Annotated in this window: 24 protein-coding genes; 9 read left to right on the top strand and 15 right to left on the bottom strand. The window is 66.8% G+C overall.

Features of this window, described 5'->3' with window-relative positions; genetic code table 11:
* Positions 1–92 precede the first annotated feature (92 nt).
* Positions 93–1,025 carry a LysR substrate-binding domain-containing protein gene (locus tag WHX56_RS03145; protein ID WP_338880384.1) on the top strand — a complete coding sequence of 311 codons (933 nt, stop codon included), beginning with the start codon at positions 93–95 and terminating at the stop codon, positions 1,023–1,025.
* Here the strand turns inward: WHX56_RS03145 and WHX56_RS03140 are convergent.
* Entirely contained in the window at positions 1,007–1,795 is a 789-nt protein-coding gene (locus WHX56_RS03140) for an exodeoxyribonuclease III (RefSeq protein ID WP_129240360.1), read from the bottom strand. The two genes, WHX56_RS03145 and WHX56_RS03140, sit on opposite strands and share 19 nt — an antisense overlap.
* A 132-nt stretch (positions 1,796–1,927) precedes the next feature.
* Between WHX56_RS03140 and pyrE the strand changes: the two genes are divergently transcribed.
* Positions 1,928–2,611 carry an orotate phosphoribosyltransferase gene (gene pyrE / locus WHX56_RS03135; RefSeq protein ID WP_338880381.1) on the top strand — a complete coding sequence of 228 codons (684 nt, stop codon included), beginning with the start codon at positions 1,928–1,930 and terminating at the stop codon, positions 2,609–2,611.
* On the opposite strand, the gene WHX56_RS03130 is transcribed toward pyrE, so the two are convergent.
* The 5 genes from WHX56_RS03130 to gatC form a co-directional block, all read right to left on the bottom strand.
* Entirely contained in the window at positions 2,587–3,132 is a 546-nt protein-coding gene (locus WHX56_RS03130; RefSeq protein WP_338880379.1) for a type II toxin-antitoxin system VapC family toxin, read from the bottom strand. The genes pyrE and WHX56_RS03130 overlap by 25 nt on opposite strands.
* On the bottom strand, positions 3,129–3,380 hold the full coding sequence (locus WHX56_RS03125; RefSeq protein ID WP_287754444.1) for a hypothetical protein: 252 nt from the start codon (positions 3,378–3,380) through the stop codon (positions 3,129–3,131). Before WHX56_RS03125 ends, WHX56_RS03130 begins: the two co-directional genes overlap by 4 nt.
* Before the next feature lie 132 nt (positions 3,381–3,512).
* Positions 3,513–4,970: an Asp-tRNA(Asn)/Glu-tRNA(Gln) amidotransferase subunit GatB gene (gene gatB / locus WHX56_RS03120; protein WP_129240354.1), complete on the bottom strand. Its 1,458-nt coding sequence runs from the start codon at positions 4,968–4,970 to the stop codon at positions 3,513–3,515.
* A 4-nt stretch (positions 4,971–4,974) separates the two neighbouring features.
* A complete protein-coding gene (gene gatA / locus WHX56_RS03115; RefSeq protein ID WP_338880375.1) occupies positions 4,975–6,510 on the bottom strand; it encodes an Asp-tRNA(Asn)/Glu-tRNA(Gln) amidotransferase subunit GatA in 1,536 nt (511 codons plus the stop codon).
* Between the two features lie 3 nt (positions 6,511–6,513).
* Positions 6,514–6,822, bottom strand: coding sequence for an Asp-tRNA(Asn)/Glu-tRNA(Gln) amidotransferase subunit GatC (gene gatC / locus WHX56_RS03110; RefSeq protein WP_129240351.1), 309 nt, complete (start codon positions 6,820–6,822; stop codon positions 6,514–6,516).
* Between the two features lie 226 nt (positions 6,823–7,048).
* On the opposite strand from gatC, the gene WHX56_RS03105 reads away from it, so the two are divergent.
* From WHX56_RS03105 to rodA, 5 genes are all read left to right on the top strand, one after another.
* Positions 7,049–8,092 carry a rod shape-determining protein gene (locus tag WHX56_RS03105; protein ID WP_006216320.1) on the top strand — a complete coding sequence of 348 codons (1,044 nt, stop codon included), beginning with the start codon at positions 7,049–7,051 and terminating at the stop codon, positions 8,090–8,092.
* Between the two features lie 84 nt (positions 8,093–8,176).
* Positions 8,177–9,061: a rod shape-determining protein MreC gene (gene mreC, locus WHX56_RS03100; RefSeq protein WP_338880372.1), complete on the top strand. Its 885-nt coding sequence runs from the start codon at positions 8,177–8,179 to the stop codon at positions 9,059–9,061.
* Entirely contained in the window at positions 9,048–9,614 is a 567-nt protein-coding gene (gene mreD / locus WHX56_RS03095) for a rod shape-determining protein MreD (RefSeq protein WP_129240348.1), read from the top strand. The genes mreC and mreD overlap by 14 nt, the downstream gene beginning before the upstream one ends.
* Before the next feature lie 15 nt (positions 9,615–9,629).
* Complete coding sequence (gene mrdA, locus WHX56_RS03090; RefSeq protein WP_129240346.1) at positions 9,630–11,558, top strand: penicillin-binding protein 2; 1,929 nt, start codon at positions 9,630–9,632, stop codon at positions 11,556–11,558.
* Complete coding sequence (gene rodA / locus WHX56_RS03085; protein ID WP_129240343.1) at positions 11,555–12,691, top strand: rod shape-determining protein RodA; 1,137 nt, start codon at positions 11,555–11,557, stop codon at positions 12,689–12,691. Before mrdA ends, rodA begins: the two co-directional genes overlap by 4 nt.
* Positions 12,692–13,855: 1,164 nt before the next feature.
* Here the strand turns inward: rodA and WHX56_RS03080 are convergent.
* From WHX56_RS03080 to argB, 5 genes are all read right to left on the bottom strand, one after another.
* The gene (locus tag WHX56_RS03080) at positions 13,856–14,905 is read right to left on the bottom strand and encodes an Ldh family oxidoreductase (RefSeq protein WP_338880369.1); all 1,050 of its coding nucleotides are present in this window, start codon (positions 14,903–14,905) and stop codon (positions 13,856–13,858) included.
* Between the two features lie 12 nt (positions 14,906–14,917).
* A complete protein-coding gene (locus tag WHX56_RS03075; protein WP_338880367.1) occupies positions 14,918–16,411 on the bottom strand; it encodes a DASS family sodium-coupled anion symporter in 1,494 nt (497 codons plus the stop codon).
* Between the two features lie 203 nt (positions 16,412–16,614).
* Positions 16,615–17,190, bottom strand: coding sequence for a nucleoid occlusion factor SlmA (slmA, locus tag WHX56_RS03070; RefSeq protein WP_129240337.1), 576 nt, complete (start codon positions 17,188–17,190; stop codon positions 16,615–16,617).
* A gap of 54 nt (positions 17,191–17,244) precedes the next feature.
* Entirely contained in the window at positions 17,245–17,991 is a 747-nt protein-coding gene (locus tag WHX56_RS03065; RefSeq protein WP_129240335.1) for a pyrimidine 5'-nucleotidase, read from the bottom strand.
* Positions 17,992–18,109: 118 nt separating this feature from the next.
* A complete protein-coding gene (gene argB, locus WHX56_RS03060; RefSeq protein ID WP_129240332.1) occupies positions 18,110–19,012 on the bottom strand; it encodes an acetylglutamate kinase in 903 nt (300 codons plus the stop codon).
* 264 nt (positions 19,013–19,276) lie between these two features.
* Here argB and WHX56_RS03055 point away from each other — a divergent pair, with 264 nt between their 5' ends.
* Positions 19,277–20,065, top strand: coding sequence for a MetQ/NlpA family ABC transporter substrate-binding protein (locus WHX56_RS03055; RefSeq protein WP_129240330.1), 789 nt, complete (start codon positions 19,277–19,279; stop codon positions 20,063–20,065).
* Between the two features lie 276 nt (positions 20,066–20,341).
* Here the strand turns inward: WHX56_RS03055 and WHX56_RS03050 are convergent, their stop codons facing one another.
* From WHX56_RS03050 to WHX56_RS03035, 4 genes are all read right to left on the bottom strand, one after another.
* Complete coding sequence (locus WHX56_RS03050; RefSeq protein ID WP_129240328.1) at positions 20,342–20,833, bottom strand: peroxiredoxin family protein; 492 nt, start codon at positions 20,831–20,833, stop codon at positions 20,342–20,344.
* Entirely contained in the window at positions 20,830–21,570 is a 741-nt protein-coding gene (locus WHX56_RS03045; protein WP_129240326.1) for a BON domain-containing protein, read from the bottom strand. The genes WHX56_RS03050 and WHX56_RS03045 overlap by 4 nt, the downstream gene beginning before the upstream one ends.
* On the bottom strand, positions 21,567–22,160 hold the full coding sequence (locus tag WHX56_RS03040) for a phosphoheptose isomerase (RefSeq protein ID WP_165359025.1): 594 nt from the start codon (positions 22,158–22,160) through the stop codon (positions 21,567–21,569). Before WHX56_RS03040 ends, WHX56_RS03045 begins: the two co-directional genes overlap by 4 nt.
* Positions 22,161–22,244: 84 nt before the next feature.
* Positions 22,245–22,727 carry a YraN family protein gene (locus WHX56_RS03035; RefSeq protein WP_338880360.1) on the bottom strand — a complete coding sequence of 161 codons (483 nt, stop codon included), beginning with the start codon at positions 22,725–22,727 and terminating at the stop codon, positions 22,245–22,247.
* A 66-nt stretch (positions 22,728–22,793) separates the two neighbouring features.
* Here WHX56_RS03035 and rsmI point away from each other — a divergent pair, with 66 nt between their 5' ends.
* On the top strand, positions 22,794–23,729 hold the full coding sequence (gene rsmI / locus WHX56_RS03030) for a 16S rRNA (cytidine(1402)-2'-O)-methyltransferase (RefSeq protein ID WP_338880358.1): 936 nt from the start codon (positions 22,794–22,796) through the stop codon (positions 23,727–23,729).
* Position 23,730: the final 1 nt, after the last annotated feature.

The following is a 23,730-nucleotide window of genomic DNA, read 5'->3' as shown; positions in this document are numbered from 1 at the left end:
CGGTGAACGGAGCCGGCATTGTGCGGCGCTGGCGCGTATCGCAAAAACGATTTTTAATGCCGGCTATCCGTCAGAAAAAATCACCGATTGCCATGAAGCTGCCGCCGCTCAATGCCTTGCGCGTCTTCGATGCCGCCGCCCGCCACCAGGCGTTCGGCAAGGCGGCGGAGGAACTGCACGTGACCCATGGCGCGGTCAGCCGCCAGGTCAGGCTGCTTGAGGACAGCCTGGGGCTGGCCTTGTTCGAACGCCGGAACCGGGGTGTTTTCCTGACCGATCCGGGCAGGCAGCTATTCGACCTCACCCGCGCCCTGTTCGAGCAGTTGGCGGTGGGCCTGGCGAAGCTGAGCCCGCCCGCGGCCGACGCGCCGCTGGTGCTGTCCTGCGAACCGACGATCGCCATGATGTGGCTGATTCCGCGGCTGCCTGAATTCCAGCGGATCCACCCCGGCGTACAGGTGCACCTGTACGCGGCGGGCGGCCCCCTGGATTTCGCCGCCCGGGGCGTGGACGTGGCGCTGCGCCGCAATGACTTCGAGTGGGATGCCGCGCTGCATGCCGAGCGCGTGTGCGAGGAATGGACGGGGCCGGTATGCCGGCCGGGCCTGCCCGAGGCCGCAACCGCCGGCCCGGCCGGCGATGCCTGGGGCGGCGCGCCGGCGCTGGGCAGCGCAACGCGGCCGCAGGCCTGGCGGCAATGGTCCCAGGCCTCGGGCATGAAGCCCCCGAGGCGCGCGGGGCCGGTCTATGAACATTTCTACCTGAGCCTGCAGGCCGCCGCCGCGGGGCTGGGGGTGGCGATCGGGTCCGCGCTGATGGCGTGCGACGCCGTGCGCGACCGCCGGCTGGCGGCGCCCTGCGGTTTCGTGCGCGACGGTTCGGCCTATTTCCTGTTGTCGCCGCGGCCCTGCGCCGAGGATCCCCGGGCGGCGGCGTTCCTGGGCTGGCTGCGGCGGGAGGCGGCGGCATCGCTGCGGGAAGCAGGGGCCGCTGGCGCCGGCCCGGATCAGAGCGTGGTGTCGTAGTCGATCGTCAGCGGAGCGTGGTCCGAGAAGCGCTCGTCCTTGTAGATGGCTACGTTGCGGGCGCGCGCCGCGATGCCCGGCGTCGCGATCTGGTAGTCGATGCGCCACCCGACGTTCTTGGCCCAGGCCTGGCCGCGGTTGCTCCACCAGGTGTATTGGTCGGGCCGGTCGTCGATGGTGCGGAACACGTCCACGAAGCCGCGCTTGTCGAAGACGTCCGTCAGCCAGGCGCGCTCTTCGGGCAGGAAGCCCGAATTCTTCATGTTGCCCTTCCAGTTCTTCAGGTCGATTTCCTTGTGCGCGATGTTCCAGTCGCCGCAGATGACGAACTCGCGGCCGGTGGTCCGGTGCTCGTGCATCAGGCTGTCGATCCAGGGGCCGAAGCGGTCCAGGAAGCGGTACTTCGCCTGCTGGCGTTCGTCGCCGCTGGAGCCCGACGGCAGGTAGGCGCTGATCACCGACAGGTTCTTCCAGTCCGCGCGGATGATGCGGCCCTCGGGGTCGAATTCCTCGCAGCCCAGGCCTGTGTGCACGCGTTCGGCCGCGTTGCGCAGGTAGATGCCGACGCCGCTGTAGCCTTTCTTCACGGCATGGTGGAAATGGCCGGTGTAGCCGGGCGGATGGCGCAGGTCCTCGGTCAGGTCGTCGTGCGAGACCTTGATTTCCTGCAGGCAAAGCACGTCGGCGGCGTGCTTCTCCATCCAGGGTTGCAGGCCCTTGCGGAAGGCGGACCGGATGCCATTGAGATTGAGCGACGTAATGCGCAGCAAAGCGAAACTCCTGTAGGGCGGCCTTGAGGGGCCGGACAATGCCAGGAATTTAACCGACTCGGCGCCGATGCCCGGGAATAGCCCTGACAACGGATAAAATGCCAGCGTTTGCCACCTACCGGACCCTCTCGCATGACCGCCGCCCATTCCTCCGCCACCGCCCTCGATTTCGTCCGCTTCGCCTTGAACGAAGGCGTGCTGCGCTTCGGCAGCTTCAAGGTCAAGTCGGGCCGCATCAGTCCCTATTTCTTCAACGCGGGCCTGTTCAACAGCGGCGGTTCGGTCGGCAAGCTGGCTCAGTTTTACGCCCAGGCGCTGCTGGATTCCGGCGTGGCCTTCGATATGCTGTTCGGGCCGGCCTACAAGGGCATCCCGCTGGCCACGGCGACGGCCGTCGCGCTGGCCGCCCATCCCGGCATGCAGGGCCGCGGCGATGTGCCGTTCGCGTACAACCGCAAGGAAGCCAAGGACCACGGGGAAGGCGGCACGCTGGTGGGCGCGCCGCTGCAAGGCAAGGTCGTCATCATCGACGACGTGATCACGGCGGGCACCTCGGTGCGCGAGTCGGTGGAAATCATCCGCGCCGCGGGCGCCGAGCCGGCCGCCGTGCTGATCGCCATGGACCGCATGGAACGCGCGGGCCCGGACGACGCCCTGTCGGCCCATTCCGCCGTGCAGGACGTGGCGAAGACCTACGGCATCCCGGTGGTGTCGATCGCTTCGCTGTCGGACATCCTGGCCCTGCTGCAGGACGACGCGTCGTTTGCCGAACACCGCGACGCGGTGCTGGCCTACCGGACGAAGTACGGGGTGTAGCGTATTGATGGCGACAGGCGGGCCGATGCTTCAGCGCCTGCTTCATGGCGGACGGTTTCTTCGTTTTTGCCATAGCTAGCGGCCGGCTCGGCCAACTGGTTCGTTTGCGCGGCCAGTTCTACGCCTAGCGTGCGCGCAGCGGAAGCCAGTTTGCGGTCGAACGTGGCGAGCGCGGCGTCGGCGGTCAAGGCCAGTTCGAGATAGGATGCGTCATATACGGTGAGCCCGTGCGCCCGGGCCAACGATACGCTGAGCTCTAGCCATTGCGTCGGCGGACGAGGGTCGTGGACGACGGGAGCGTCCCACAACGTCAGTGCAAACTGTGCCAAGACGTCGGGGGCCGCCGCCTTGGCTCGCTCCACGCGCAATGCGCCCTGGGCGACCTCCAGCGGCCAGACCACCGGAACATAAGCGGGCCTGCCATACAGGCCATTCAGTATTTCCATGGCCTGTGAACGAAAGGGTTGGCTTGGCAAGTGCAGCCAACTCAGCGCGACTGATGCGTCCAGCACGAGTTTCATTCGTGCACCCCTTTGACGATGTACCACCAAGTGGCTTCGTCGATGTAGGGAACCTTGGGGAAATTCTTGAGTTCTTCTATCGCATTGTGGGCGTCTTCGGTCAATAGCGGATTGACCGGACAGATCTGCGCATGTGCTTGGCCGTCGCGCGTGATGACGACGCGAGCCCCGTCTCGCGCGGCTTGAATAAGTTCGTCCAACCGGTCGGGGAGGTGTTCCTGCGGAACAGCAATGTAGGGAATGGTCATGGCCTAAGCCTCTGATCAAAAATCGACCAGATCATTCTTGGCCAAACAAAAGGCCGCGGCAAGATGCCGCGGCCCTTCGTTTCGTCTGATACCTCGTGAGCGCAGCCGTTGAAGGGCGTGCTCCGCAGATGATCAGCCGTCCAGCTTCTGCTTCAGCAGGTCGTTCACCTGCTGCGGGTTGGCCTTGCCGCGCGCGGCCTTCATGATCTGGCCGACCAGCGAGTTGAACGCCTTCTGCTTGCCGGCCCGGTACTCTTCCACGATGGCCGGGTTGGCCGCCAGCACCTCGTCGATCATGGCGCCGATGGCGCCCGTGTCGCTGATCTGTTTCAGGCCGCGGGCCTCGATGATGGCGTCGGGCTGGCCGCCGTTTTCGCCGGCCCACATGGCGCCGAAGACTTCGCGGGCGATCTTGTTGGAGATGGTGCCGTCGATGATGCGGCCGATCAGGGCGGCCAGGGCGGGCGCCTGCACGGGCGAGTCGGCGATGTCCTTTTCTTCCTTGTTCAGCGTCGCGGCCACTTCGCCCATGATCCAGTTGGCGGCCAGCTTGGCCTGGCCGGCGGGCAGGGCCTGGGCCACCGCCTCGAAGTAGGCGGCCAGGCCGCGGCTGGCGCTGAGCTGGGCCGCGTCGTAGGCGGTCAGGCCGTAGTCGGACTCGAAGCGGACGCGCAGCGCGGCCGGCAGTTCGGGCATGGCGGCGCGCACTTCGTCCACCCAGGCGCTGGAGATCACCAGCGTGGGCAGGTCGGGATCCGGGAAGTAGCGGTAGTCGTGCGCGTCTTCCTTGCTGCGCATGCTGCGGGTTTCGTCGCGGTCGGCGTCGTACAGGCGGGTTTCCTGGACCACGGTGCCGCCGTCTTCGATCAGCTCGATCTGGCGGCGCGCTTCATAGGTGATGGCGCGTTCGAGGAAGCGGAACGAGTTTACGTTCTTGATCTCGGTGCGGGTGCCGAATTCCTTCTGGCCCACCGGGCGGACCGACACGTTGGCGTCGCAGCGGAACGAGCCTTCCTGCATGTTGCCGTCGCAGATGCCCAGCCACACGACCAGGCTGTGCAGGGCGCGGGCATAGGCCACGGCCTCGGCGGCCGAGCGCATTTCGGGTTCCGTCACGATTTCCAGCAGGGGCGTGCCGGCGCGGTTCAGGTCGATACCGCTGGCGGGGGCGCCGTTGGCCAGGTTGAAGTCGTCGTGCAGGGACTTGCCGGCGTCTTCTTCCAGGTGGGCGCGGGTCAGGTTGACGGTTTTTTCTTCCTCGCCGACGAAGAACGACAGCGTGCCGCCCACGACCACCGGCAGCTCGTACTGGCTGATCTGGTAGCCCTTGGGCAGGTCGGGGTAGAAGTAGTTCTTGCGGGCGAAGACCGAGCGCGGCGCGATCTCGGCGCCCACCGCCAGGCCGAAACGGATGGCGCGTTCGGCGGCGCCGCGGTTCATGACGGGCAGGCTGCCCGGCAGCGCCAGGTCGACTTCGTTGGCTTGCGTGTTGGGCGCGGCGCCGAATTGGGTGCTGCTGCCCGAGAAGATCTTGGAGCCGGTGGAAAGCTGGGTGTGCGTTTCCAGGCCGATGACGATTTCCCAGTTCATTTTCTCAGCCTTGCTGGACGGGGGCACGCTTATGCCAGTCCGTCGCTTGTTGGTAGCGGTCGGCGATGGCCAGCAGACGGCCTTCGTCGAAATAGTTGCCGATGATTTGCAGGCCGACCGGGCGCTGGTTGCCCGTTCCACCAAAGCCGCAGGGGATCGACATGGCCGGCAGGCCGGCCAGGCTCACGCCCAGCGTGTAGACGTCGGCCAGCCAGTCGGCCGTGGGATCGTCGCGGTTGTCGCCGATGTTTTTGGCGACCGTGGGGGTCACCGGCCCCATGATCACGTCGCACTGGCCGGCGTAGGCGCGCTGGAAGTCCTGGGCGATCAGGCGGCGCAGGCGCTGGGCTTGCAGGTAGTAGGCGTCGTAGTAGCCGTGGGACAGCACGTAGGTGCCGATCAGGATGCGGCGCTTGACCTCGTCGCCGAAGCCCTCGGCCCGCGAGCGGCTGATCATTTCGTTCAGGTCGCCGTACTGGGCGGCGCGGTGGCCGTAGCGCACGCCGTCGTAGCGGGCCAGGTTGCTGGACGCTTCGGCGGGGGCGATCACGTAATAGGCCGGAATGGCCAGTTCGGTGCGCGGCAGCGATACCGGCACGCGCACGGCGCCCAGCGCTTCGAACTGGGCCAGCGCCGCCTCGACCGCGGCGGCCACGTCCGGCGCCAGGCCGGCGCCGAAGTATTCGTCGGGCACGCCGATGCGCAGGCCCTGGAGCGGCTGGCTGCCCGCGGCGTCGAAACGGCCCTGCGCGGCGTCGAAATCGCGCCGGACGCGGCCGGGTTCGTTCACGGCGCCATCGCATTTTTCCAGGCTGGTGGCGTCGCGCGGGTCGAATCCGCTCATGGGATCGAGCAGTTCGAGCAGGTCGCGGCTGCTGGGGGCCAGCGGGCCGGCCTGGTCCAGGCTGGAGCCGAAGGCCACCATGCCGTAGCGCGATACCGTGCCGTAGGTGGGCTTGATGCCGCTGACGCCGCACAGCGCGGCGGGCTGGCGCACCGAGCCGCCGGTGTCGGTGCCGGTGGCGGCGGCCACCAGACGGGCCGCCACGGCGGCGGCCGAGCCGCCCGAGGAGCCGCCGGGCACGGCGGCGTGGTCCCAGGGGTTCTTCACGGCGCCGTAGGCGGAGTTCTCGTTGCCGGAACCCATGGCGAATTCGTCGCAGTTCAGCTTGCCCAGCGACACGGCGCCGGCCTGTTCCAGCCGTTCGACGACGGTGGCGTCGAAGGGGCTGACGTAGCCGTCGAGCATCTTGCTGCCGGCGGTGGTGCGCCAGCCGCGGGTGACGAAGGCGTCCTTGTGGGCGATCGGGATGCCGGCCAGCGGGCCGGCCGAGCCGGCGGCCAGCGCCGCGTCGGCGGCGCGGGCCTGGGCCAGCGTCAATTCGGCGTCAATATGTAAAAAGCTGTTCAGGCCGCTGGCCGCTTCGGCCGCGGCCAGGGCGCTTTGGGCGAGTTCGACGGCGCTGACCTGGCGTTGCGCAAGGGCCGCGCGCAGGCCGGCGATCCCTTCGAATTGGGTGTGCAGGGCGGGTTTCGTCATGGCTTAGTCCAGGACCTTGGGAACCAGGAACAGGCCGTCCCGGGCGTCGGGGGCATTGGCCAGGAGTTCCTGGCGGCGCGCTTCCGAGCTGGTTTCGGTCACGGCGTCTTCACGCAGGCGCAGCACAATGTCCTCGTGGGCGGACAGAGGGTGGGCCAGGGGGTCGACGCCCTGGGTGTCGACCGACTGGAGCCGTTCGATCAGGTGGAGGATGCCGTTGAGTTCGGCTTGCGCGAGCGCGCGCTGTTCGGGAGTCAGTTCGATTCTGGCCAGCCGGGCAATGCGGGCCACATCTGTGTCGTTGAGCGCCATGGGGATTGCAAAATCGATAAGCGGAGGCTGAAGGGCGGGACAAGGCAGTATGCATATGCCGAACCCGTTACAAAGCTTGAATAGCCTGCATTTATGCGCTATTTCCGGGGAAATTATAAGTTATGATTCACGGTTTAATCGCCGTGATGACAGGCGGACCCGTCCTTTACCGGGCCCTACGCCCCGCGGCATGAACCCAATTCCCCCAGAATTTAGCTGAGCTCCCATGTTCGGATTCCTGCGCAGTTATTTTTCCAGCGATATGGCGATCGACCTCGGTACCGCCAATACGCTGATTTACGTCCGCGGCAAGGGCATCGTGCTCGATGAGCCCTCCGTGGTCGCAATCCGTCATGAAGGCGGGCCTCACGGCAAGAAGATCATCCAGGCCGTCGGCCACGAGGCCAAGCAGATGCTCGGCCGCGTTCCCGGCAATATCGAGGCCATCCGGCCGATGAAGGACGGCGTGATCGCCGATTTCACGGTCACCGAGCAGATGCTCAAGCAGTTCATCCGCATGGTGCACCCCCGCAACATGCTGGCGCCCAGCCCCCGGATCATCGTCTGCGTGCCTTGCGGATCCACCCAGGTCGAGCGCCGCGCCATCCGCGAATCGGCCCTGGGCGCGGGCGCGTCCCACGTCTTCCTGATCGAGGAACCGATGGCCGCGGCCATCGGCGCCGGCCTGGCCGTCTCCGACGCCAGCGGCTCCATGGTGGTCGACATCGGCGGCGGCACCACCGAGGTGGCGGTGATTTCGCTGGGCGGCATGGTCTACAAGGGTTCCGTGCGGGTGGGCGGCGACAAGTTCGACGAAGCCATCGTCAACTACATCCGCCGCAACTACGGCATGCTGATCGGCGAGCCCACCGCCGAACTCATCAAGAAGGAAATCGGCTCGGCGTTCCCGGGTTCCGAAGTCCGCGAGATCGAGGTCAAGGGCCGCAACCTGGCCGAAGGCGTGCCGCGCAGCTTCACGGTTTCCTCCAACGAAATCCTGGAATCGCTGACCGATCCGTTGAACCAGATCGTTTCGGCCGTGAAGATCGCGCTGGAGCAGACGCCTCCCGAACTGGGCGCCGACATCACCGACAAGGGCATCGCCCTGACCGGCGGCGGCGCGCTGCTGCGCGACCTGGACCGCTTGCTGCAGGAAGAGACCGGCCTGCCCGTCGTGGTGGCGGACGATCCCCTTACCTGCGTCGTGCGCGGTTGCGGCGAGGCGTTGGAACATCTTGAAAAGCTGGGCGCCATCTTCATCAACGACTAATTTTGCCCGCCAGCCCGGAGCCCCGCTTTTTCACGGCTCCGGCCGCTGCCGGAGCGACGGACGCGGGCGTCCGGGCTGAGATTCATGCAACGACAAGGGACTCCCCCCCTATTCAGGCGCGGCCCACCCGCGGAGGTGCGGCTGGTCGTTCTGGTCGTCCTTGCCCTGGCCTTGATCATCATGGATTCGCAATGGCGCATGCTGGAACCGGCGCGCCGGGCGATGTCCGTGGCGCTGTATCCGTTCCAGCGCGCCGTCATGGCGCCGCGCGACCTCGTCCAGCAGGTGAACGAATGGGTCAACGCGGCCAATCTCATCCGTAGCGAAAACGAAGCCCTCCAGCGCCAGCGCATCGAGCTGGCCCAGGTGGCCACGCACGCGGCCCAACTGGCCGCCGAGAACGCGCAGTTGCGCCGCCTGCTGGGCGTGACCGACACGGTGGCGCAATCGGCCGTGGTGGTCGAGGTCATGTACGAGCCCACCAACGCGTTCACCCAGCGCCTGGTGTTCAACAAGGGCAGCAAGGCCGGCCTGGCGCCGGGCATGCCGGTGATCGACGAAGGCGGCGTGGTCGGCCAGATCGTGCGCGTGACGCCCATGACGGCCGAAGCGGCCCTGGTCACCGACGAACAGGTGTCCATCCCCGTGCAGTTGCTGCGCAACGGGCTGCGGCTGATCGCGTTCGGCGGCAATTCGCCGGGCAAGATGGAAGTCCGCTACCTGGCGGCCAATGCCGACATCAAGGAAGGCGATACTATCGTTACCAGCGGCGTCGGCGGCCTGTTCCCCGCCGGCCTGCCGGTGGCCAAGGTGACCTCGGTCGAGCGCGACACGGCATCCGGCTTCGCGCGCGCCGTCTGCGAACCGCTGGCCCATCCCGAACGCTATCGCCACTTCCTGGTGTTGCAGGTGGACGTGGCCCGCGCCGAATCCAACCGTCAGGAGGTCGATTCCGGTGGATCGGACTAATCAATCCGCGGGGCAGGCCAGGCCCCGCCTGGGCACGCCCAGCAATGTGCAGCCCGACCGCCTGTCCGGCCCGGCGCACGGCGTGTTCGTCTGGGGCTCCTTGCTGCTGGTGTGGCTGATTTCCCTGCTGCCCTGGCGCCTGTGGCAGGGCGCGCCCGACGTGCTGCTGCTGATCATCGCCTTCTGGTGCGTCCACGAACCGCGCCGGGTGGGGCTGTTCACGGCCTTTTTCTTCGGGCTGCTCATGGACGTGCACGACGCCGGCCTGCTGGGCGAGCACGCGCTGTCCTACACGCTCGTCGCCTACGGGGCCGTGGTGCTGCACCGCCGGCTGCAGCGGTTCGACCTCTGGAGCCAGGCGATGCACATGCTGCCTGTCTTCTTCCTTGCCCGCTTCCTGACCCAGATCATCCATGCATGGCTGGCCGGGCAATGGCCGGGCTGGGACTGGGGCGTGAGCGTGCTCCTGACCGCCGCCCTGTGGCCCCTGGCGGGCTGGGTCCTGCACCTGCCGCAGCGCGGTGCCGACGACGCCGAATCGTCCTCCGCCTGACGGCGGCGCCGCGTCATGTTCGAATTCAAGAAAACCGGCCAGCAGCAGAAGCAGCGTTTCCGCCTGCGCGCCTGGGTGGGCGGCATCTTCGCGCTGGCCTGCTTCGGCGTGCTGGTCGGCCGGTTCTGGTATCTGCAGGTCGACCGCTACGAAGGCCTGTCCGAGCGCGCCGACCGCAACCGCATCGCCGTCGTGCCGATCCCGCCCCGGCGCGGCGAGATCCTGGACCGCAACGGCGAGGTGCTGGCGCGCAACTACCGCACCTATACGCTCGAGGTCGTGCCGGCCCAGGCCGGCAACATGAACGAGCTGTTCGACCGGCTGACCGAGGTCGTGTACATCAGCCCGACGGACCAGCGGCGCTTCAAGCGCCGCGCCGCGGAATCCAGCCGCTACGCCAGCCTGCAGTTACGCAACAACCTCAACGAGACCGAGGCCGCCTGGTTCGCCGCGCATGCCTTCCAGTTTCCGGGCGTGGAACTGCGCGCCCGCTGGGTGCGCGAGTACCCGCAAGGCCTGTCGGCCGCCCACGTGGTGGGCTATATCGGCCGCATCGCCGAGGGCGACATCGAAGAACTGGACCGCGCCGGCCTGCTGGGCAACTACCGCGGCACCGACGTCATCGGCAAGAAGGGCATCGAGAAGACCTGGGAAGAGCAACTGCACGGCCGCACCGGCCTGGAAGAGGTCGAAGTGACCGCCGGCGGGCGGCCGATGCGCACGCTGCGCCGGATCGACCCGGTGCCCGGTTCCGACATCATGCTGTCCATCGACCTGGGGCTGCAGAAGGTGGCCGAAGAGGCCTTCGAAGGGCAGCGCGGCGCGCTGGTCGCTCTGGACCCCGACACCGGCGAGGTCCTGGCCTTCGTCTCGCAGCCGTCCTTCGACCCCAACCTGTTCGTGGACGGCATCGACGTGGACAACTGGCGCATGCTGAACGAATCGCCGGACCATCCGCTGATCAACCGGCCGCTTTACGGCACCTATCCCATCGGTTCCACGTACAAGCCCTTCGTGGGCCTGGCCGCGCTGGAACTGGGCAAGCGCCGCGCCACGGACCGGATTTCGGATCCTGGCTATTTCGAGTTCGGCGGCCAGAAGTTCCGCAACGCCGGCGGCGCGGCCTACGGCATGACCGACATGCACAAGGCCATCGTGGTGTCATCCGACACCTATTTCTATTCCCTCGGCCCCGAGATCGGGGTGAACGCGCTGCACGATTTCACCAAGCAGTTCGGTTTCGGCCAGATCACCGGCATCGACCTGGAAGGCGAGAAGCGCGGGGTGCTGCCGTCCACCGACTGGAAACGCTCGGCCTACAAGGACAAGGAGCGCCAGCGCTGGTATGCGGGCGAGACGATTTCCGTGGCGGTCGGGCAGGGCTACAACGCCTTCACGCTGCTGCAGTTGGCGCAGGGAACGTCCACCCTGGCCAACAACGGGCTCTACCGCCGTCCGCACCTGGTGCACGCCGTGCGCGATCCGCGCAGCGGCGTGGCCAAGCCGACCGAATCCGTGCCCGATTACCGCATTCCGCTCAAGCAGGCCAACGTCGACGTGATCAAGAACGCCATGGCGGACGTGGTGCGCGCCGGCACGGCGCGGCGCGCTTTCGCGAACGCGCCTTACCAGGCGGCCGGCAAGACCGGCACCGCGCAGGTGTTCAGCCTGCGGGGCGGCCATTACCGCGCCAGCGCCATCGACGAACGCCTGCGCGACCACGCCCTGTTCATGGGATTCGCGCCGCTGGAGCACCCCCGCATCGCGGTGGCGCTGATCGTCGAGAACGCCGGCTGGGGCGCGAGCGTCGCCGCGCCGGTCGCGCGCAAGGTATTCGATTACTGGCTGGCCAAGGACAGGCAGGACAGGATCGTGCGGCCCGACCGCGCGGACCCCCTGGCCTCGGTTGAAACCATAGCCTCCGAAGTGGTGCGCGAACGATGAAACGCCTGGGCCTCATCCTGTTGCGCGTGTTCACGGCCTTCGACTGGCCGCTGCTGGCGATCCTGCTGATGTTCGCGGCGCTGGGCCTGACCGTCATGCATTCGGCCGTGGGCGGCACCGACTGGCGCTTCGCCGAGCAGTCGCGCAACTTCATCATCGCCTTTTTCGCGATGTGGACCATGGCGCTGATTCCGCCCAAGTGGCTGATGAAGCTGGCCTTGCCCTTCTACGTGGTGGGCGTGGTGCTGCTGCTGGGCGTGGAGTTCTTCGGCGAAACCAGCAAGGGCGCCACCCGCTGGCTCAACCTGGGCGTGACCCGCATCCAGCCGTCGGAAATGATGAAGATCGGCGTGCCGATGATGCTGGCCTGGTACTTCCAGCGCCACGAAGGCGCCGTCCGCATCCGCGACTTCCTGGCCGCCGCCGCCATGCTGGCCGCGCCGTTCGGGCTGATCGTGCTGCAGCCCGACCTGGGCACGGCGCTGCTGGTGTTCGGCGCCGGTTTTTTCGTGATCTATTTCGCGGGCCTGTCGTTCAAGTTGCTGGTGCCCGTCATGCTGGCGGGCATCATCGCCATCGGCACGCTGATCTACTACGAGGATCAGTTGTGCGAACCCGAGGTGGACTGGGTGGTGCTGCACGACTACCAGAAGCACCGGGTATGCACCCTGCTCAACCCCAGCTCCGATCCCCTGGGCAAGGGCTTCCATACGATCCAGTCGATGATCGCGGTGGGCTCGGGGGGGATGTACGGCAAGGGCTACATGAAGGGCACGCAGACCCACCTGGACTTCATCCCCGAACGCACCACCGACTTCATCTTCGCCGTGTACGCCGAGGAATTCGGCCTGTACGGCGGCATCGCCCTCCTGGTGCTGTACGGCCTGATGATGGCGCGGGGGCTGACCATCGCGTCGCGGGCGTCGTCGCAGTTCGGGCGCTTGCTGTCGGGGGCGTTGACGATGATGCTGTTCATCTACGTGTTCGTGAACGTGGGGATGGTGACGGGGATTCTGCCGGTGGTGGGGGTGCCGTTGCCGTTCATGAGCTACGGGGGGACGGCCTTGTTCACCATGGGGATTGCTTTCGGCATCATGATGAGCATTAGTCGGCATCGGTCGGTGAAGAGTTGATTCTTCTGGTGGGCGTCGGGGTGGGCTTTGTAGGCGCTTATCGGTTAGTTTTGGTAGGTCGCTCTTCGTAGGTTGTTCTTCGTAGGTCGCCCGCCGGCGCGGGCGCCATGGCCGCTCGCGCCCACGATTGCGGTCCGGAGCCTTCGCTCCGGACTTCCCCTGCGTCATCCTCGTCCTCGCCTTCGGCGACTCCTTCGGATTCCCTCGGGCGCATCGAGGTTGCTCGCGTCCACGGCGCCCGCGCCGACGGGCTGCCGCCGTCTTGGCTCGCCGCGCTGCTGGATCTGTGTTCAGGGACGGGGTTTGCGTTGCCCGCCGCTTGCGGCCGCGCGGGCGGCCGCAAGCGGCATACGCAGCCTTGTGCGTCGGCGCGGGTGCGCTTGCGCGAATGCGGGTGAGTGGTTTGCTGGTGTGCCTATCGTGCGGGGAGGGGCGGTGATGGGCGGCGCGCGCGGCAAGCAGCCGCTTGCGTATGCAGACCCGGACGCGCGCGCCGCCCATCCGGCATCGGGGTTGAAATGACGATCAGCGGAGCGCTGCCCCGGAAGGTGTCTCAAGAATGCCAGTTAATGCCAGGTGTCTGACACCCGTACGAGATGATCGCGCGGATTGAAGCGATCTTCCCGGGTGTCAGACACCCACGAAGCGCTGCTTCAAGCCTGACACGCCCCGGCTTGAGGGTGTCAGACACTGGCGCAGGGCCTCACGAATGCCAGGTGTCTGACACCCGTACGAGATGGCCGTGCGGATTGAAGCGATCTTCCCGGGTGTCAGACACCCACGAAGCGCTGCTTCAAGCCTGACACGCCCCGGCCTGAGGGTGTCAGGCACTGGCGCAGGTGTCCCAAGAATGCCAGGTGTCTGACACCTGTACGAGATGACCGTGCGGCTTGAAGCGATCTTCCCGGGTGTCAGACACCCGCGAAGCGCTGCTTCAAGCCTGACACGCCCCGGCCTGAGGGTGTCTGGCACTGGCGCAGGGCCTCACGAATGCCAGGTGTCTGACACCCGTACGAGATGACCTCGCGGATTGAAGCGATCTTCCCGGGTGTCAGACACCCGCGAAGCGCTGCTTCAAGCCTGACATGCCCCGGCCTGAGGGTGTCAGACACTGGCGCAGGTGTCTCAAGAATGCCAGGTGTCAGACACCCGCGAAACGCTACCTCACGGCAATGCCTCCGGCACGCCCAGGTCGTTCGCCAACTGCTTCAACCCATCCCAGATCCGGCTGTCGAATTCCACGGAATCCGCGTTCACCGCCCGGTTGCGGGCTTCGTATTCGCCGGGATACTGCACGGCTTCGACGCCGGGTTGCGGCTTGCAGGCGTGCAGGTAGTCGATGAACGCGCCCACCTCCATCGACCGCCAGTCCGTATTGAAGTCCACCTGCGGATCCAGCAGCAGCGCGAACATATTGTTCGTCGCCACCCCGATGCGGGGATGCTCGGGCTGGATCGTGCCGCCGCCCGACAGGACGCCGGCCAGCAGTTCGGCCACCAGTCCCAGCGCGTAGCCCTTGTGGCCGCCGAAAGGCAGCAGGGCGCCGGGGGGATCGGAGAACAGCGCGTTGGGATCCGTGGTGGGATTGCCCTGTGCGTCGATCAGCGATCCCGGCGGGGCCTGTTCGCCCTTGGCGGCCAGCACCCGCGCCTTGTTCACGGCGATCGAGCTGGTGGCCATGTCCACGATGAAGGGCGGGCGGCCGCCGGGGAGCGGGCCGGCGAAGCACAGCGGGTTGGTGGTCAGGCACGCCTGCGCGCCGCCGAAAGGGGCGACGGTGGGCGAACGGTTGATCACGTTGGTGAAGGCCAGCAGGATCAGTCCCTTGGCGGCCACCATTTCCCCGAAGTGGCCCATGCGGCCCAGGTGGTGGCTGTGGCGCAGGGTCAGGATGCACTGGCCGTGTTCCTGCGTGCGCTCGATGGCCTTTTCGATGGTCACCTTGCCGACGTACTGTCCCAGCCCGTGGTGGCCGTCGTAGGCTAGCATCGCGCCGCGGTCGTTGACCAGTTCCGGCCGGCCGTCCGGCCGGGCCAGGCCCTCGGACAGCACGCGGCGGTAGTTCGTCAGGATGGACAGGCCGTGGCTGGTGTAGCCGACCCGGTCGGACTCCACCAGGTGCTCGGCCACGTCGCGGGCGATGTCCTCGGGCACGCCTTGCGCCATCAGCACGAGGCGGCCGTATTCGTTGGCCTGGGCTAGCGATAGTTTCATCGTCCGCCCTCCTTACAGCCAGCCCAGCCAGCGCCAGTAGGTCATGCCCATCAGGATCATGAGCGCATAGCCGATGATGGTGACCAGGATGCCGACCTTGGCGAACTGCTTGGCGTTGAAGGTCTCCGTGCCCAGGCACACCATGTTCTGCGGCGCGTTGATCGGGAGGATGAAGCCGTAGCTCACCACGAAGCCCAGCAGCATGGTCATGCCCAGGCGGCTGAAGTCGCCCGGCAGCGTGGCCAGCACCGAGATCAGGATCGGCAGCATCGCCGAAGTCAGCGCGGTGGCGCTGGCGAAACCCAGGTGGATGACGATCAGGAAGGCCGCCAGGATCGCGAAGATGGCCAGCGGTCCGAGGTGGTCCAGGCCGGTGTGCGCCACGACCTGGTTGCCCAGCCATTGGCCGGCCTGCGTGGTCAGCAGCGCGGTGCCCAGGCTGATGCCGACGCCGAACACGATCACGGTGCCCCATGGGATGCGCGATTGCACGTCTTTCCAGGTCATCACGCCGAAGCGCGGCAGCAACAGCAGCACGAGGCCGAAGTAGGTGGTGGAGGTGGTGTCGAACTTGTGCAGCTTGCCTTCGGTCGACCAGAACAGCAGCAGCATGATGGACACGGCCATCAGGCGCTTCTGCGCGGCGGTCATGGGGCCCAGTTCAAGCAGCGACTTCTCGACGGCTTCCTTGCCTCCCGCGATGCTGTCGCTTTCCGGCGGCAGCAGCTTGAGCACGATGACGATCAGCACCACCGACATGATCAGCGACCAGGGGGCGCCGGCGATCAGCCAGTCCGACCACGCCACGCGTTCGCCCAGCATCTTTTCCATGAAGCCGACGGTCAGCAGGTTCTGCGCCGCGGCGGTCTGGATGCCGACGTTCCAGATGCTGGTGGCCTGGGCCACGATGATCATGATGCCGGCGGCGATGTTGGAGCGCTTGTCCACGCCGAAGGCCGCGATTACGCCCATCATGATGGGCACCACGGCCGCGCTGCGCGCGGTGGCGCTGGGCACGACCAGGCTCAGCACGATGGTGACGGCGATGCACCCGATCAGGATGCGGCGGGTGCTGGTGCCCACCCTGGACAGGGTCACCAGCGCGATGCGCCGGTCCAGCCCGGTGAACGTCATCGCCGCGGCGATGAACAGGGCGCCCGTGACCAGCGCGAGCGCCGAGTTCGAGAAGCCGGTCAGCGCCATGCTGATCGCGGCCGAGGTGCCGTAGAGCACTTGCGGGTCTTTGATTGTCGGAGCCGTGCCCAGCAGGAAGGCCATCAGCGTCGTGATCATGATCGCGCTGGCTTCGTAGGACACGGCTTCGGTAATCCAGACCACCACGGCGAACGCGAGGATGGCGAGCATCCGGTGGCCCGCGACGGGCAGGTCGGCCGGCAGGGGCAGCAGCAGCACGCCGATCATCACGACGATGCCGGCGACCAGTCCGATGGGAATTTTGGTTTTCTTTGGGGCTTGCGAGGCAGGAACGGCGGCTTGCGCGGTCATATCCATCTCCGGTTGAGGTCAAACTGACGACACGCCGCCCCGCGAGCACGGGATTAATCAATTCGGCATGTCGACGCTACAGGATGATCGTGACGGCATTGCGGAAAACCCGTATTGATTCAAGTCAAGCAGATGGAGATTTGCGCTTGTGGAAAACCTATCCCGCGCATTATGCTCGTCGGCCCCCGCCGGCGGCAAGCCGCTCAGCCCAGCGCCAGGCGCAATTGTTCGTTCAGGTGCAGCGTGGGCGCAACGCGCCAGCCGCTCTGGGCATAGCGCAGCCAGCGGCCCAGCACCAGGTGCGTCAGCAGGCTGGCATGCGCGGCGACGTTGGCTTCCGGCGGCAGGCCGCCGTCGGTGATCGCGATGCGCAGCGATTGCTTCAGCGACGCTTCGATGCGGTCGTTGATGTGGTTGATGCGTTCCTGCAGGCGGTTGTCTTCCGTTACCAGGGCGTCGCCGGTCAGTACCCGCGTCATGCCCTTGTTGCGTTCCGAGAAGGTCAGCAGCATGGAGACGGTCTGGTGGGCCTGGGCCAGCCCGTAGGGCTCGGCGGTGGCGATCTGGTTGACCAGCGTGAAGATGCTGGTCTCGATGAATTCGATCAGCCCTTCGAACATCTGCGCCTTGCTGGCGAAGTGCCGGTACAGCGCGGCTTCCGAGACTTCCAGGCGCGCGGCGAGGGCGGCCGTGGTGATGCGGGACGCATGGGGCTGCTCCAGCATCTCGGCCAGGGTTTGCAGAATCTGGGTCTTGCGCTCGCCGGGTTTGCTCGCCATGGAAGTGTCTGCTCTCGCGCAGGCTGACGGTGAAGGGGAGGGAGGAGCGCGCCGCTATCCCCGCAAGGGACGTCGGCGTAACAGCAAATCACTGACGGAGTTTACCCGCAAGTCGACGTAGGCCGGGCGTTGCGACCGGCCGCGGGAAAAAGGCGTGCCCGGATGGTACACGTGCACGGTGCGCAGGCCGGCCCGGCGCGCGCCGCGCAGGTTGGCCAGCGTGTCTTCCACCAGGACCGCGCGGTGGGCCGGGACGCCTTCGCGCGCCAGCACGTAGCGCAGCAGGGCGGCCGAGGGCTTGGGGCGGAATTCGCCATGCAGGCGCATGTGTTCGATGGCCCACAGACTGTCGAACAGGCGCAGGATGCCCAGGCGGGCCAGCACGGCGCGCGCGTAGCCCAGGGGCGCGTTGGTCAGCAGCACCTTGCGGCCAGGCAGACGCCGCAGCTTGTACGCCAGCGCTTTCTCCGCGCGGACCAGCGAATTCACATCGAAATCGTGGCTGCGGTGCAGAAAGGCATGCGGGTCCACGCCGTGGTGCTTGACCATGCCGATCATGGTGGCGCCGTAGCGTTTCCAGTACAGCGAGCGCACGCGGTTGGCGGTGTCGATGTCCACGTTCAGCGCCTCGGCCACGGCCATGGTCATGCCGTGGTCGATACGGGGGAAGATGGCGTGCGAGGTATCGTGCAGCGTGTTGTCGAGGTCGAACAGCCACAGGCGCTCGGAAACGGCCGCGGCCGTCTGCCGGGAGCGGCGCAGCCGCACCGCCGGCCGCAGCAACTGGCGATGGGCCCGCATCAGAAGCACCGCGGGGGAGATATGGCAAGGCCGCCCCACTCGGGGCCGCGCGGATCCGGCTCCGCCGGTCCGCAGCGGCGCCCCCTGGGGGGAAGCGCGCAGCGCTGCGGGGGGGACATCAGTGCGAGCTGATCATCGTGCCCACGCCCTGGTCGGTCAGGATTTCCAGCAACAGGCAGTGCGGCACGCGGCCGTCGACGATGTGCACGGAATTCACGCCGTTCTTGGCGGCATCCAGCGCGGACGAGATCTTGGGCAGCATGCCGCCGGAGATCGTGCCGTCGGCGAACAGTTCGTCGATGGTCTGGGCCGACAGGCTGCGCAGGAGCTTGCCGCTCTTGTCCAGCACCCCGGGGGTGTTGGTCAGCATCAGCAGCTTTTCGGCGCCCAGCACTTCAGCCATCTTGCCGGCCACGACGTCGGCGTTGATGTTGTAGGCCGTGCCGTCCTCGCCATAGCCGATCGGCGAGATGACGGGGATGAACTGGTCGTCCTGCAGCGCCTTGACCACCGCGGGCTCGACCATGGTGATGTCGCCGACGAAGCCGATGTCGATGGGTTCGGACGGGTTGTCCTTGTTGTCCATCAGCTTCTTGCGGGCCTGGATCAGTCCGCCGTCCTTGCCGGTCAGGCCGACGGCCTTGCCGCCGACCTCGTTGATCATCATGACGATGTCCTGCTGGACCTGTCCGCCCAGCACCCATTCCACGACTTCCATGGTTTCGGCGTCGGTGACGCGCATGCCCTGGATGAAGGTGCCCTGCTTGCCGATGCGGCGCAGCGCGTCGTCGATCTGCGGACCGCCGCCGTGGACCACCACCGGATTCAGCCCCACCAGCTTCAGCAGCACGACGTCGTGCGCGAAGCTGCGCTGCAAACGCTCTTCCGTCATGGCGTTGCCGCCGTACTTGACCACGATGGTCTTGCCGTGAAATCGTCGGATGTACGGCAGTGCTTCAGACAGCACGGCGGCTTTGACAGCAGGAGACGAAACGGCGGCAGGGTCGGGGGTGTCGGTCATGGCAGCTAAGTCGGCAAATATACGTATGAATGGTTAGAAAAAATGCCTGCACAAAAACGCGTTCGGGACGCGGTAGCGCAAGCATACGACGGATTGTAGTACCCACAGGTTTCTTATGCTTTAAACCCATGTTCATATGCCCGACAAATAACCGGCATTCAGGTAAATTGGGGGCGTTTTCGCAACGGCGAACCCCGCAAAAGGGGGTTAGGCCGTATTGGCAGGACTTTTGTCCCCAATTTTTACCTATATAAGAGGCAATACATGCGTTTGAATCTTGTCCGTTCCGCCCTGGTGGCGTCGGCCTTCCTGGTGGCGGCGAACGCCGCCCATGCCGAAAAAGTGGTGGTCGGCGCGACCCAGGTCCCGCACGCCGAGATCCTGGAAGTGGTGAAACCGCAACTCGCCAAGGAAGGCGTGGAGCTCGACATCAAGGTGTTCAGCGACTACGTGCAGCCGAACCTGCAGCTCGCGGACAAGCAACTGGACGCGAACTTCTTCCAGCACAAGCCCTACCTGGATTCCTTCAACAAGGACCGCAAGGCCAACCTGGTGCCGGTGGCCCTGGTGCACGTCGAGCCCTTCGGCGGCTATTCCAAGAAGATCAAGAGCCTGTCCGAGCTCAAGGACGGCGCGGCCGTCGCCATCCCGAACGACCCGTCCAACGGCGGCCGCGCGCTCGTGCTGCTGCAGAAGCAGGGCCTGATCAAGCTGAAGGACCCGGCCAACATCCTCGCGACCGCGGCGGACGTGGTCGAGAATCCCAAGAAGCTGAAGTTCCGCGAACTGGAAGCCGCGATGCTGCCGCGTTCGCTGGACGACGTGGACCTGGCGCTGATCAACACCAACTACGCGCTGGAAGCCGGCCTGGTGCCGACCAAGGACGCGCTGTTCATCGAAGGCTCGGATTCGCCCTACGCCAACATCCTGGTGACCCGCGAGGACAACAAGGATGCGCCGGGGATCAAGAAGCTGGTGAATGCCCTGCACACGCCGGAAGTGAAGGCGTTCATCCAGGAGAAGTACAAGGGGGCGGTGGTTCCGGCTTTCTAACCCCTCCGCGTGTCTGACACCCGTACGAGATAGCCTGACGAACCCGGGACAGTGCTCCCGGGTGTCTGACACCGGCCGTATCCGAAGTCAGTGTCAGACACCCGCCAACGCCGGCTTCAACCTGGCGGCCATTTCGTACGGGTGTCTGACACTTGGGGGGGGGAGCTTCCCCCGGGTGTCTGACACCGGCCGTATCTAAGTCAGTGTCAGACACCCGCGAACGCCGACTTAAGCCTGGCGGCCATTTCGTAGGGGTGTCAGACACTTGGGGGGAGCCTACCCCGCCAACGCCTTTTCCACCGTCGCGTGGAATTCCGCGACGTCGTATTCGCCCAGGTAGCGCTTGATGATGTTGCCCTTCTTGTCGATCAGGAAGGCCGTGGGCGTCAGGCGGATGTCGCCGAAGGCGCGGGCGATGTCGCCCTTGGTGTCCAGGGCGACCGGGAACGGCAGCTTGCGGGTTTCGGCGAAATTCAGCACGAAGTTGGGCGGGTCGTAGTCCATGGCGACCGCGACCGCCTCATAGCCCTTGCCGGCGTATTCATTGTAGGCCGCGATGGTCTCGGGCATCTGCTTCACGCAGGTCACGCAACTGGTCGCCCAGAACTTGACCAGCACGACCTTGCCGCGCAGGTCCTGCATGGAGAAGGTCTTGCCTTCCAGGGTGGTGAAGGTGACGTCGGGGGCGGTCTGCGCGGGGCGCAGGACGAACCAGGCGCCGATGCCGACCGCCACCAGGACGGCGAGCGCTACGATGGCTTTTTTCATTTGATGGGCATGACCTCTACGCCGCCGCCCGTGCCGCCCGCGTTGTCGCTGGCCGCGCCCGCGCCGCTTTCGATCGGCGCCTTGGTTTCCGTGGCGGTGTTGGACTGGGAACCGCTGTTCGACAGCCGGATCGCTTCCTCGCGGCTGATGGTTTCGAACAGTTTAACCACCCTGGCCACGCCGCCCACGTCCGCGGTGGCATTGGCGGCGTAGTCGCCCTCGGCCTGCGTCACCTTGCCCATGAGGTAGACGACGCCGTGGTCGGTCGTGACGGCGATGGTGCCCGAAGGCACGTACTTGGTGTTGATCAGGGCGGTCTTGACCTTGGAGGTCAGCCAGGTGTCGTTGGAGCGCACGCCGAACGAAGCGATGGGGCCCACCGTCAACTGGTTGGTGACCTGTTTGACGTTTTCCACGCCCTGGGCGATGGCCGTGGCCTGGCTCTTGGCTTCTTCGGTGGGCACGTCGCCGGTCAGCAGCAGGTGGCCGCCGTAGGCCATGGCGTTGACGCGGGCGGTTTCGCCCAGCTTCTGCGAGATCTGGCTCTGCGCCTTGAACGCCATGTTCTGGTCTTCGAGCTGGATGCCGGAAGTCCGGCGGTCCGTCACGACGACCGCCGTGGTGGCGGCCGCGCCGCCCATGATCAGCGGCGCGCAGGCCGACAGCGACAGGGCGGCGGTGGACAGCGCCGCGGCAAGCATCAGCGGGCGGGCGGCGGTTCGGACGTCAGAAATCATTCGGTGTCTCCAAGCAGAAGAGCGTCAATGCCGTCGCACAGTGCGTGCAGCAGCAGAATGTGGACTTCCTGGATGCGCATGGTGCGATCGCTGGGAACACATAGATGGACGTCCATGGGCGTAATGAGTTCCCCCATGACGCCGCCGCCCTTGCCGGTCAGGGCAAGCACGTGCATTTCGCGGGCGCTGGCGGCTTCCATGGCGCGCACCACATTGGGGGAATTGCCGCTGGTGGAGATCGCCACCAGCACGTCGCCGGCCTGGCCGAAGGCATTGACCTGGCGCTCGAAGACCTCGTCGAAGCCGTAGTCGTTGCCGACGGCCGTGAGGATGGAGGTATCGGTATTGAGCGCGATGCCGGCCAGGGGCAGGCGTTCGCGCTCGAAGCGGCCCACCAGTTCGGCGATGAAGTGCTGCGCGTCGGCGGCCGAGCCGCCATTGCCGCAAGCCAGAATCTTGCCGTTGTTCGCCAGGGCGCCGAACAGCACGTCCACCGCTATCGCCAGCGGCTCGGCCAGCACGTTCATGCTTTGTTCGTACGCAGCCATGGCGTCGCGAAAGTGCGACGTCATACGAGAGGTCATGTCCATGGCCGCGATTATCTCACGGGGCCGTCACGCCGTTCTATCCAGGCGTAACGAGCTTCGGGCGGGACGTAACCGGCGCGGCGGGATTCAGGCCAGCCAGAACGCCCCGCGCAACCATTGCGGAAGGCCCGCCTCGAAAACGACCGCGTCGAAGCGGGCCGGCGGCGGCCTGCCTTGCCAGTGCCGCCGGGCCAGTTCGGGCAGCCAATGCGCCGCGGCGCGGGCCAGTCGGGCCTGTTTTTCGCGGCCGATGCTGGCCGCCGCGCCGCCATAGCGGGTGCGGCCGCGCGAACGGACTTCGACGAACACCAGGGTGTCGCCGTCGCGCATGGCCAGGTCGATCTCGCCGGCGCGGGTCCGCAGGTTGCGCGCCAGCAGCGCCAGGCCCTGCGCCCGCAGCAGGCGCAGCGCGGCGGCTTCGTGGCGGTCGCCCGCGAGTTGGGTGGGCGAGCGCCGCGGGGGCGGGCGTTCGGCCGGCGGCCGGCGTTCCGCGCGGCGGCGGCGCCTGTTGGCGAGGCGGCGGGCGGCCAGGGCCAGTTCGCAGGCCAGGCGCAAGGTCTCATCCGTCATGGGGGCTCCGGAGGCGGCGGGCATAGGCGGCTACACTGACATGGTTTTCCGTGTCAGTAGGCTGCAATGAATCAAAATGTCTCACCCCCGCCAGCCGGAGATGCCTGGTCCCGCGTTGCCGAACGCGTGGCGGAGCAGCATTGGCCCGCCTCGACGCTGTACGTCGTGGCCACGCCGATCGGCAACCTGGGCGACCTGGGATTGCGCGCCTGGCATGCCTTGCAGCGCGCCGACGTGATCGCGGCCGAGGACACCCGGGCCAGCCGCACGCTGCTGGACGCCTGGGGCGTCGCCACGCCGCTCATGGCGGCCCACCGCCACAACGAAGCCGCGGCCGCCCAGGCCATCTGCGGACGGCTGGAACAGGGCCAGCGCGTGGCCCTGGTGTCCGACGCCGGCGCGCCCGCCGTCAGCGATCCGGGAGCGCGGATCGTGCGCGCCGTGCGCGAGGCCGGCTTCAAGGTGGTGCCGGTGCCCGGCCCCAGCGCCGTGATCGCGGCGCTGATGGGCAGCGGCGTCACCACGGACGAAAACCCGGCCTATGCGTTCGCCGGTTTCGCGCCGTCCAAGGCGGCGGCCCGCCAGCGCTGGCTGCGCACCTGGTGCGCGCTGCCCGCGCCGGTGGTGATGTTCGAATCGCCGCACCGGCTCGCGGCCACCCTGGCCGACCTGCTGGAAGTCTGCGGCCCGGACCGCCGGCTGACCGTTGCGCGTGAACTGACCAAGCGCTTCGAAGAGATCGCCACCTTCCCGATGGGCGAGGGCGCGGCCTGGCTGGCGGCGGACGCCCACCGCGAGCAGGGCGAATTCGTGCTGATCGCGCACGCCCGCGAGGACGAACCCGTGCAGGACGACGCCGACCCGCGCACCGACGCGCTGCTGGACGCCCTGCTGGAGTCGCTGTCGCTGCGCGACGCCGCCCGCGTCGCGGCCAAGGTCTCCGGCCTGCCGCGGGACGTTCTGTACAACCGGGCGCTGGCCCGCAAGAAATCGTCGGAATAAG

Origin of the sequence: Achromobacter veterisilvae, assembly GCF_037619525.1 — a bacterium.
In the GTDB taxonomy this organism is placed as follows: domain Bacteria; phylum Pseudomonadota; class Gammaproteobacteria; order Burkholderiales; family Burkholderiaceae_B; genus Achromobacter; species Achromobacter veterisilvae.
Note: the sequence above shows the minus strand (reverse complement) of the source record. Positions and strands in the feature narration are given on the sequence as shown.